The sequence below is a fragment of the Micromonospora sp. D75 genome (assembly GCF_018070405.1).
Taxonomy (GTDB): domain Bacteria; phylum Actinomycetota; class Actinomycetes; order Mycobacteriales; family Micromonosporaceae; genus Micromonospora; species Micromonospora chalcea.
The window spans coordinates 1-9,864 of record NZ_JAGPXV010000166.1 but is presented as its reverse complement, the minus strand read 5'-3'; the positions used below and the strand labels follow the sequence as shown (position 1 = coordinate 9,864).

The following is a 9,864-nucleotide window of genomic DNA, read 5'->3' as shown; positions in this document are numbered from 1 at the left end:
ACAAGCCACGCCGCCTTCGTCACCTGGGCCATGATCCACGTCATGGTCACCCGCCTGGCCCGACACACGAAACCGGCCCAGGCAACCCACACCTGAGCCGGAATCTCAAACACTCACTTAACGCCTCAGGTAGAGGAGGGGGCCCTTCTTAACACCCGCCGCCGCCGCGCGGCCGTCCGGGAAGGGTGGCCCAGGTCATGCCGGACGGGGCCCCGGCGGCACGACGACCGTCGTTAGGCTGCGGCCATGGACGTCGAGGTACGCCTGCGGCGCATCCGCCGCTGGCTCTGGCTGGTGGTGGCGGGGCTCTTCCTCAGCGGGGTGACCGCGTTCCCGCTGGAGGTCGAGGTGCGCTGGCTGCTGGCGGCGTCCGACCCGCTCGCCGGGCAGTTCCCGGCGCTGGTCGACTGGATCGAGCGGGTCCACGTCGGACTGGTGGCGGCCGGTGAGGACTACCCGTTCCTGCGGTACGGCACCGACTGGCTGGCCTTCGCGCACCTGGTGCTCGCGGTGGCGTTCTGGGGGCCGCTGCGTGATCCGGTCCGCAACGTGTGGGTGGTCCAGGTCGGAATGATCGCCTGCGCCGGCATCGTGCCGCTGGCGGTGATCTGCGGTCCGATCCGGGACATCCCCTGGTTCTGGACGCTCGTCGACCTCTCGTTCGCGGTCGGCGCGTTCCCGCCGCTCTGGTTCGCCTACCGCCACATCCGCGCGGTCGAGGCGGCACAGCCCTGGACGGCGTCGACTGCGGCACCCGTGCCGACCGCCGGTTGACTGGCCGGCCGGGCCGCCCCCCGGGGGGGGGGGCGGCCCGGCCGGCGCCCCGTCAGCGGCCGAGCAGGTCGTGCGCCGCGCGGATCCTCGTCCACGAGGCCGGCTGCGCCGGTGCGGCGGTCGTCCGCGCGGCGGCGGTCACGTCGGGGCGGCCGGGCGTGAACAGCCAGGTGGTGAACACCGCGTCGAGGTCCCGCCCGGAGATCCGCTCGGCGAGCGCCTGGAACTGCGCGACGGTGCCGTTGGCGTACTGCCGCTTGGCCGTCCAGGTACGCAGGATGCGGAAGAACGCGGCGTCGCCGACGGCGAGCCGGATCTGGTGCAGCGCCATCGCGCCCCGGTCGTAGACGGCGTCGTCGAAGATCCCGCTCGGGCCCGGGTCGCCGGGGCGCACCTGCCAGAACTCCGAGTCGGCCGGGTAGCTGTCGTAGGTGAAGTCGAACAGCTCCTGCGCGGTGCCCTCGCCCTGCTCCTCGGACCAGAGCCACTCGGCGTACGAGGCGAAGCCCTCGTTGAGCCAGATGTGCCGCCAGTCCGCCACCGACACCGAGTCGCCGAACCACTGGTGGGCGTTCTCGTGCACCACCACGTACGGGTTGGCGCCGCGCCGCCAGAAGCCGGGGCCGTACACCGGGCGGGTCTGCGTCTCCAGCGCGAAGCCGATGCCGTCGACCGGCCCGGCCACGCCGCCCTGCGCCTCGAACGGGTACGGGCCGAACAGTCCGCTCTCCCAGTCGACGATCTCGGCGGTGCGTTCGATGCTGGCCCGCGCGGCGGGCAGGCGCTCGCCGAGCGTGGTGCTGTACGCGTTCACCACCGGCTGGCCGTTCGGCGCGACGTCGGTGACGATGTCGTACTGTCCGATGGCCAGGAACGCCTGGTACGTGGCGCCGGGCTTGACGCTGCGCCAGCTCCACCGGGTGCGGTTGCCGGCCTCGGGCAGCGGGTCGCGCGGCTGCACGCCGTTGCTGATCACCTCGACGCCGGTCGGCACCGAGACGGAGATGTCCCAGGTGGCCTTGTCCTTCGGGTGGTCGTTGCTCGGGTACCACCACCAGGCCGACTCGGGCTCGTTGACGGCGAGCGCCCCGTCGGCGGTACGGGTCCACGCCGTGTAGCCCTGGACCGTGGTCTGCGACGGCACGCCCGCGTACTTCACCACGACGGTGAGCTGCTGCCCCTTGGTCAGCGGCCGGGCCGGGGTGATCACCAGCTCGTGGTCGCCGGCCCGGGTGTACGTGGCGACCCAGCCGTTCACGCGCACCGACTCGACGGCGAGGACGAAGTCCAGGTTGAACCGGGACAGGTCCTTGATGGCGGTGGCCAGGATCGTGGTGGTGCCGGTGAGCCGGTCGGTGGCCGGCTCGTAGCGCAGCCGGATGTCGTAGTGCCCGACGTCGTAGCCGCCGTTGCCGTAGTCGGGGAAGTAGCTGTCGCCCAGCCCGGGGCTGCCGGGCGTCGGGGTGGCCGCCGCGGGTTGCGGCCGGCCCCATCCGGCCGGGGCGGCCTGGCCGGGCGCGCCGGTTACTGTGGTGCCGGCCGCGGTGAGGGTCAGGGCGGCGATGGCCGCCGTGAGTGCGCGTCGCACGGGGGACTCCCTCCGTCGGGTGTCGTCACCGCCAAGCTAATCGACGCATGTGAACGCATCTGTCCCGTCCGGCCGATCTCGGCTATTCAATTTCGGCAAATGTTTCGATAGCATTACCGACCAGTAACAGCACCGATCCCTCGGCCACGCGCGCGGTCAACGGGCTCCACCACCCTGCCCCGTGGAGGCTCTGCCATGCCCCGTCGCGTCCGTACCGTGTTCGCCGCCGTCCTGGCGGCCGTCCTCGGCGCCGTGCTCCTGCCCGGCGCCGCCCGGGCGGCCACCGTCAACTACGTCGCCCTCGGCGACTCCTACTCCTCCGGGGTCGGCGCCGGCCCGTACGACCTGTCCACCTGCCTGCGCAGCCAGAAGTCGTACGCCCCGCTCTGGGCCGCCGCCCACTCGGTCACCAGCTTCAAGTTCCCGGCCTGCGGCGGCGCGGTCACCGCCGACGTGCTGAACAACCAGGTCGGCCAGCTCAGCAGCAGCACCACGCTGGTCACCATCACCATCGGCGGCAACGACGCCGGCTTCGCCGACGTGATGACCAGTTGCCGGTTCGGCAGCACGTCGAGCTGCGAGAGCGCGGTCAACGAGTCGAAGGCGTTCGCCACCGCGACGCTGCCCGCCCGGCTCGACGCCACGTACACCGCGATCCGCAACCGGGCCCCGAACGCCCGGCTGGTGGTGCTCGGCTACCCGCGGCTGTTCGAGACCGGCTCCTGCGGCCTGCTCGCCATGAGCAGCTACAAGCGCACCATCCTCAACCAGGCCGCCGACACGCTCAACGGCGTCATCTCCGGCCGGGTTGCCGCGGCCGGGGGCACGTTCGTTGACGCGCGGCCGTTCTTCGCCGGGCACGGCGTGTGCGCCGCCGACCCGTGGATCCGTGACGTCAGCGGCGTGATCGAGGCGTACCACCCGAACGCGAACGGCTACCGCTACGGCTACCTGGCCGCGCTGACCGCCGCCATCGGCTGACCGGCACGGCGAAGCCCCGCCCGGCACCGGCGCCGGGCGGGGCTTCCGTCCGCGTACCCCATGGGGTCAGCGGGCCGGGACCAGCTCCGGCGCCGGCGCCAGGTCCGGCACCGCCGGCCCGATCCGTCGCCGCGGCCACCGGCGGCGGCCGGAGGGTACGGCGAGCGCGGCCAGCGCCGCCGCCACCGAGATACCGGTGAGCAGCAGGAAGCCCGCCGTGAAACCGGCCTCCCGGGGCAGCCCGCTCGGCTGCGGATTCGCAGTGATCACGGCACTGGCGAGCGCCGCGCCGATCGCGCCGCCGATGGTACGGATGTTGGCGTTCATGCCGGTCGCCGCGCCGGTCTGCCCGGCCGGCACGTTCGCCACGATCAGGTTGGCCATCGAGGCGAACGCCAGCCCGATGCCGAGGCCGACCAGGCCACCGGCGACACCGACCTGCCAGCGGGTGTCGTGCGCGACGGTCAGCATGGCGGCGGCCGCGACGTTGAACACCGCGCCGGTGCTCAGCTGCGCCTTGGCGCTGAACCGGGACTGCAGCCGTCCGGACAGTAGGCCGGCCACGAACATGCCGACGAGCATCGGCAGCATCAGCAGCCCGGCCTGGGTGATGCTGGCGCCGAAGCCGTAGCCGGCGCTGGTCGGGATCTGCGCGAACTGCGGCAGGAAGGCGTAGACGGCGAACATCGAGGCGCCGTAGAGCAACCCGACGAGGTTCGTGGTCCAGACCGCCGGTAGGCGCATCATCCGCAGGTCGATCAGCGGGTTCGCAGCCCGGGCCTCGGTCGCCAGCCAGGCGACCGCGAGCACCGCGGCCAGCGCCAGCAGCCCGACCACCCGGCCGGAGCCCCAACCCCACGCGGCGCCCTTGCTGACCGGCAGCAGCAGCGCCACCAGCCAGCCGGACAGGAGTACGGCGCTGAGCCAGTTGATCCGGCCCGGGGTGCGTACCGGCGAGCGCGGCACGAACCGGTGCGCGGCGAGCGCGGTCAGGCCGACCACCACCAGCGGGATCCAGAACAGCCACCGGTAGCCCAGCGTGGCCACGATCGGCCCGGCCAGCACCACGCCCAGCCCGCCGCCGACTGCGACGACCGCGGAGATCGAGGCCACCGCCGAGCTGACCCGGGCGGCCGGGAACTCGTCGCGGATGATGCCGAACGACAGCGGGAAGACGGCGCCGCCGATGCCCTGCACCACGCGGGCGGCGATCAACACGCCGATGCTGGGGGCGACGGCCGCCAGCAGGCAGCCCAGCGCGAGCGCGGCGAGCGAGAAGACGAGCGTCTTCTCCTTGCCGACCATGTCGCCGACGCGGCCGATGATCGGCGTGAAGACGGACGCGGAGAGCAGGTACGCGGTGAGGACCCAGGTCACCGTGTTGGGCGAGGTGTGGAGGTCGTGCTGGATGGTGGGCAGCACCGGCGTGATCAGCGACTGGAGCATCGCGAAGAATCCGGTGCCGGCGGCCAGCACGAGGAAGGTGAGCCGGCGCGAGCCGCGCCGGGTTGAGTGGATCATGTGGGACGACTCCCCGTTCGGTACGAGACTGGTGGCCGCTCGCGCGGTCCTGCGGCGGTGGCGGCCGGAAGTCCGGAGTAAGCTATCCGGAGGGGTGGCTCCGGTCAGCAACCGGAGGCTTGCCTCCATTAACTTAGCGGAGGGTTGCCTCCGGTTGCAAGACGGAAGGGGTGACGCGCGTCATGACCGACGCCGACATGCCCGGTGAGGTCTTCTCCCGCCGCCCGAAACGGGCCGACGCCCGCCGCAACTACGACGCGCTCATCGCCGCCGCCCGTGAGGTCTTCGGCGAGCACGGCGCGGGCGCGTCGCTGGAGGAGATCGCCCGCCGGGCCGGCGTGGGCATCGGCACGCTCTACCGCAACTTCCCCCACCGGCGGGACCTGTTCGAGGCGGTCTACGTCGAGGAGGTGCGCGCGCTCAGCGCCTCCGCCGCCGACCTGGCCGACGAGCCGCCCTGGGACGCCCTGGTCGGCTGGCTGCACCGGTTCGTCGCCTACGTGGCCACCAAGCGGGCGCTGGCCGAGGAGCTGGTGCACGACTCCGAGGTGTTCCGCAGCTGCCGCACCGAGATCTACGCGACCGGCGAGCCGCTGCTGCGCCGCGCCCAGGAGGCCGGGGCCGCCCGGCCCGACGCCGGCTTCGACGACGTGATCCGGCTGATCAGCGGGCTGGCCGCGTACCAGTTCCCGGACCCGGCCCAGCGCGACCGCGTCCTGGCCATCGCGCTGGACGGCCTGCGCCCGCCGGCCCGTGTGACCTGATACGTCTCGTCGCCCGGCCGTCTGTCGACGTGACGCATCAAGGGCTGCTCGGCACGGGAGGAAGTGGCGGGCGCGGCCGTGCCCAGCCGACGAATCGAGCGAACAACACTTGTGGGCTGGGAGCCTCGTACGGGTTGAGGCGATGTAGCTCGTGGGCTGCGTCATAGAGCTGCCCACACAGGTGGATCGACAGGGCGACACGATCGTTCGCGTACTCGGCGAGCAGTGCGAGTCGAGCCTCCGCGCACGGCCACGGATAAGCGCAGCGTTTGCAGATCCAGAGTGGGCGCATAGGCAGATGCGCGCGAGCGCCCGTGCTCACCCCAGCCCTCGCAGCCGCGTGGCCGCGTAAGTGCGGCTGCTGCTGCTGGACATGCGCTCCCGAGTTGTTGATTCCAGTCGGTGCAGACCAGCCAAATACACGAAAAGTTCCCGCTTGGCGACTGCGGTGCCTCGGGCGTTCAACTCGTACGCCTCGATCCATGCCCAGCCGTCGTACGGCTGGCGATCCTCGATCTCCCGGATCACGCGAACGGTGATAGGGCGAAAGAACTGAACGCTTGCCCTGCGGTCGAGGCAGAGGAGGTCTCCCGCCTTGAGCGGGCTGTCATTCGCCGTTGCGTCGCGTCGACCCGCCCTCGGCCTGCTGTCGGGCATGAGTTTCCTCTCCTGCCAGGGGGGGCTGCGTCGGGCGGCTCGCCCGACATCCCTGGTCCTGTGGCCGCCGGACGTCCGAGCACCGGCTGTGCCGCCTGGAGGTCAGCTTGCCGAGAGCTATGGGATCAATACACAGCGTTGATGTATGGTGCCGAGACGTTCGGGACGTCCATGAGGGAGGAAGGATGAACCACGCGCTCCAGGTGGCGATGGCCGAAGCCGGTGAGACGGCGGAGAGCCTTGCAGCTCAGACCGGCGTGGATCCGAAGACGGCGGCCCGTTGGGTCTCTCCGGGACGTATTCCGCAGCCTCGGCGACGTGCCCAGGTGGCGGCGCTCCTCGGCCGGGACGTCGGGGATCTTTGGCCGGACGTCCTCAAGCGCCGTGAACCGCCGTGGCTGCGTGAGTGGGTCGACTGGGAGCGGGACGCCGTGTCGATCCGCTGGTTCGAGCACACATGGGTGCCCGGGCTGTTGCAGACCGAGGCATATGCACGCGCGACGCTGACCGGCGAGGCGCTGACCGCAGCGGAAATCGATGAGCTGGTCGCCTCGCGGCTCGAACGACAGGCGATCCTCCGTCGGGACCGGCCGCCTCTGGTCGTCGCGGTCATCTTCGAGGGCGTACTGCATCAGTCGGCCTACGGCGACCGGGAGCTGATGCGGGAGCAGCTTGAGCACCTGGTCCACTGCGCAGCCCTGCCCGGTGTGCAGATACACGTCGTGCCGAGGGACATCGGCATGTATCCGGGGCTCGGTGGCGGCTTCATCCTCGCCGAACTGCCCACCGGTGAACATGTCGCGCACGTCGACAGCCAGGCGTCCGCGCAGCTACTTAATGAGGCTGCGGCCGTTGCTACGCTCAGCCGTAGGTGGGAGCGCATCAGGGGCGAGGCCCTCTCCCGAACCCAGTCACTAGACCTGATCATGGAAGCGGCAGGATCATGGACATGACCGCTGCGCGATGGCGCAAGAGCACGAAGAGCGGCAACAACGGCGGCTCTTGTGTGGAGGTCGCCGACAACCTCGCGGGCGTCGTGCTGGTCCGGGACACCAAGGACCGGGCCGGCGCGACGCTGGCCTTCGCGCCGGCGGCCTGGCAGGGATTCGTCGACCTGGCCAAGGAGATCGGCGTCAGTGAGCGTCGATGACACCAGCACCGACGCTCGGTGAAGATCTCGATGCCGAACTGGCCCGGCGGGGGATGGCGGTCTCCGCCGAGGGCTGCGCTCGCGCGGGGAGGCAACGTGCTCAGGTGGAGCAGCAGTGGCCTCGCGGTCGTCGGGTCAAGCTGCGCGAACGCATGCGTCAAGCGGCACAGGAGATACCCTCCAGGATCTATGACTGAGCAGCGTGGCTCAGCTGATCCGCCGGACGACGGGATCGAGCGCTGCCGTCAGGAGGTCCGTCTCGCCGGTGTTCAGGTGCTGGACGCAAGCGGCGATGTTGTGCGCCGCATCGAGTTCCGACCAGTCGAGCAGGTAGCCGGCCGCGGCGCCGAGCTGGCGCAGGAAGGCGCGCAGGGTCCGTCCGTTGCCCTCCCGGAACGGATGGCAGACGTTCAGCTCCCCGTAGTAGTGGGCGAGCGACTCGACGAACGCCTCGCGCCTCAACCCGAGCAGGAAACCGTCCTCGGACAGTCCGGTGAGGACGGTACTCACCTGGTCGTCGATGAACCGCCAGTGGCAGAAACGGGCCCCGGGCTTGCTGATGTCGACCGTACGGGTCTGACCCGCCCACTTGTACAGGTCACCGAAGAGATGGCGGTGGAACGCCTGGAGGTGACCCAAACCGTAGTTGCCAGGGATGATGGTCCGAGCGGCCTGCACGTCCCGGATCGAGACGAGGCGGAACTCGGCGTCGCGTAGGGCGGCGGCATCCCTCAGGCCTAACTTGTTGGCCAGGCAATCCGTACCCGGCCAGCAGTACGGATCGGTCATCCGCGCAGGCGGGCGATCTCTTCGGCGATCAGGTCCTCAGCGCTCACCAGACCCGAGGCCACATCGCGAAGGCGCTCCTGCCACTCCTCGTCGAACTCCTCGCCCTCGATCGCGGCGTTCGCAGTGGCCAGGGCGACAGCCGTTTCTGTGCTCGCCATCTGCCTCGCGTAGTAGGTCCGCATCAGGTCGGTGTCGAGATGTTCGGAGGAACTGGCGGACTCGGGCAGTGCCCCCCGAGCGGCTCGCCACGGCAGCTCGTTGTGCGTCATGGTCGACAACTCGGCCGCCGAGAATTTTCCGTACTCGCGGGTGACCCAGCGGACACAGTCGAGCTGGGCGTCCGTGAGCCGGGAGGCATCCCCGAGCGGCCAATCCGACACGTAGAGCTGCTGGCGGTGCTGCCGGTAGAGCAGGGGAACGACAGGGCCTTCCCGCCAGGCCTCGATCGGCTCGGCGAACAGCGGTGCTCCGGTGCGGGCCAGGTGCCACCCCTGGCAGTAGTAGACGAGCTTCTCCAGCTTCATCGCCGTGACGCGGCCGACCTCGGCGAGCACCGCCGCGGCAACGTCGTGTGCGTTGGCCATCGGGGGACACCTCCTTCTTCGGCCCTGCTCAGAGCGTACCGATGATCCGCCTGGCCAGGCGACCCGCGGAGCTGTGTCGAATGGGACGTCCGCCGCATACCGGCACTGCCCGGCCGGCGGCGGCTCCCGCCCGGGAACCGCCGGCCGCTGCCGTCTCAGCGGTGCGCCTACTCGGCCGCCCTCACGGGCCGGTGATCGCGAACACGTACCCCGGCAACTGGATGTTGGCGAACAACGTCCCGACGACATGTCCGCGTTTCATGCATCGGAGGTAGGGCTCAAGATCGCGACCGCAGGATCGTCAGCCCTGCCCTTCCGGCAGCTGTTCTAGCCCGTCGGCGAGCAGGGCTCACGTCCTGAGCGCCCCTCGAACCAGGGTGTCGGAGCTACCGTCGTCGCCACCAGCGGAACAGCTCCGCCAAGGCTTTGATGATGCTTGGCCGGTCCTTCGGGTCAGCTCCCCGTAGGGCGAGGGCCGTGATGATGACCTTCCCCGCGACCGGGACGGCCACGGTGGCCGCGACGAGGACGGCGGCAAGCCACGGGTTTGCAGGAACGAGGGCAACGAGTCCCAAGGATCTGTCCTTACGCAAGTACCTGACGGGGCAGCCCTCTTCAAGCCAGGGGCGTGGCTATGGACCGTTTACGCTTTGTCCGCTTTGCAGGCGTCAGATTTATTTGCGTTTTAGGACGTCGTAGGCTTCGTAGGCTTTATCGTTTCTGCCGGGCAGCATACCCGACCGGTGCCACCGGCGCGACGAGCGGGGAAGGCCCCTCAGATTGTTGCAGAGGCGCTGGTGGGTGCGGGTGTTGGCGCAGGTTGAGCCGCTGAGTTAACGCCTTGCGATCCTCGCCCCGCGCGGCGTGAGGTTGCTGGCCACACCTGCCCGGATGACGCGAGACCTCGATGCGCTCGATGACCGAGGCGAGGCTGGTCCGCTTCCAGGTGTTGTCCTTGTCGGGCCACACCTTTCGCAGTCGGCACCGGACGGCAGGCGGGTGCGGCCCGGCAGCGCCGGCACCGGGTACGGCTCGTCGCCGCCGATCTCGTGGTTG

The 9,864-nt window shown here is 70.4% G+C and carries 11 protein-coding genes; 5 read left to right on the top strand and 6 right to left on the bottom strand.

All coding sequences use genetic code 11. From position 1 onward, the window contains the following. Positions 1-246 precede the first annotated feature (246 nt). Positions 247-774: a hypothetical protein gene (locus tag KBX39_RS12840; RefSeq protein WP_043329534.1), complete on the top strand. Its 528-nt coding sequence runs from the start codon at positions 247-249 to the stop codon at positions 772-774. A gap of 52 nt (positions 775-826) precedes the next feature. Here KBX39_RS12840 and KBX39_RS12835 read toward each other — a convergent pair whose 3' ends face one another. Continuing rightward, complete coding sequence (locus tag KBX39_RS12835; RefSeq protein ID WP_069089049.1) at positions 827-2,362, bottom strand: M1 family metallopeptidase; 1,536 nt, start codon at positions 2,360-2,362, stop codon at positions 827-829. A gap of 195 nt (positions 2,363-2,557) precedes the next feature. Here KBX39_RS12835 and KBX39_RS12830 point away from each other — a divergent pair, with 195 nt between their 5' ends. Then, entirely contained in the window at positions 2,558-3,343 is a 786-nt protein-coding gene (locus KBX39_RS12830) for an SGNH/GDSL hydrolase family protein (RefSeq protein ID WP_069089050.1), read from the top strand. A gap of 66 nt (positions 3,344-3,409) precedes the next feature. Here the strand turns inward: KBX39_RS12830 and KBX39_RS12825 are convergent, their stop codons facing one another. Beyond that, positions 3,410-4,864 carry an MFS transporter gene (locus tag KBX39_RS12825; RefSeq protein ID WP_210870635.1) on the bottom strand — a complete coding sequence of 485 codons (1,455 nt, stop codon included), beginning with the start codon at positions 4,862-4,864 and terminating at the stop codon, positions 3,410-3,412. Between the two features lie 182 nt (positions 4,865-5,046). Between KBX39_RS12825 and KBX39_RS12820 the strand changes: the two genes are divergently transcribed. Next, a complete protein-coding gene (locus tag KBX39_RS12820) occupies positions 5,047-5,628 on the top strand; it encodes a TetR/AcrR family transcriptional regulator (protein WP_069089052.1) in 582 nt (193 codons plus the stop codon). 37 nt (positions 5,629-5,665) lie between these two features. On the opposite strand, the gene KBX39_RS33290 is transcribed toward KBX39_RS12820, so the two are convergent. After that, positions 5,666-5,920, bottom strand: a complete 255-nt coding sequence (locus KBX39_RS33290; protein WP_247660141.1) for a hypothetical protein — start codon at positions 5,918-5,920, stop codon at positions 5,666-5,668. 26 nt (positions 5,921-5,946) lie between these two features. Next, positions 5,947-6,156, bottom strand: a complete 210-nt coding sequence (locus KBX39_RS33285) for a hypothetical protein (RefSeq protein ID WP_247660140.1) — start codon at positions 6,154-6,156, stop codon at positions 5,947-5,949. Between the two features lie 314 nt (positions 6,157-6,470). Between KBX39_RS33285 and KBX39_RS12810 the strand changes: the two genes are divergently transcribed. Both KBX39_RS12810 and KBX39_RS12805 read left to right on the top strand, forming a co-directional pair. Continuing rightward, a complete protein-coding gene (locus KBX39_RS12810; protein WP_043329540.1) occupies positions 6,471-7,238 on the top strand; it encodes a Scr1 family TA system antitoxin-like transcriptional regulator in 768 nt (255 codons plus the stop codon). Next, complete coding sequence (locus KBX39_RS12805) at positions 7,229-7,435, top strand: DUF397 domain-containing protein (protein WP_082930880.1); 207 nt, start codon at positions 7,229-7,231, stop codon at positions 7,433-7,435. Before KBX39_RS12810 ends, KBX39_RS12805 begins: the two co-directional genes overlap by 10 nt. A 207-nt stretch (positions 7,436-7,642) precedes the next feature. Here the strand turns inward: KBX39_RS12805 and KBX39_RS12800 are convergent, their stop codons facing one another. Beyond that, positions 7,643-8,224, bottom strand: coding sequence for a Fic family protein (locus KBX39_RS12800; protein ID WP_210870633.1), 582 nt, complete (start codon positions 8,222-8,224; stop codon positions 7,643-7,645). Further along, the gene (locus KBX39_RS12795; RefSeq protein ID WP_043329544.1) at positions 8,221-8,808 is read right to left on the bottom strand and encodes a Panacea domain-containing protein; all 588 of its coding nucleotides are present in this window, start codon (positions 8,806-8,808) and stop codon (positions 8,221-8,223) included. Before KBX39_RS12795 ends, KBX39_RS12800 begins: the two co-directional genes overlap by 4 nt. Between the last annotated feature and the right edge of the window lie 1,056 nt (positions 8,809-9,864).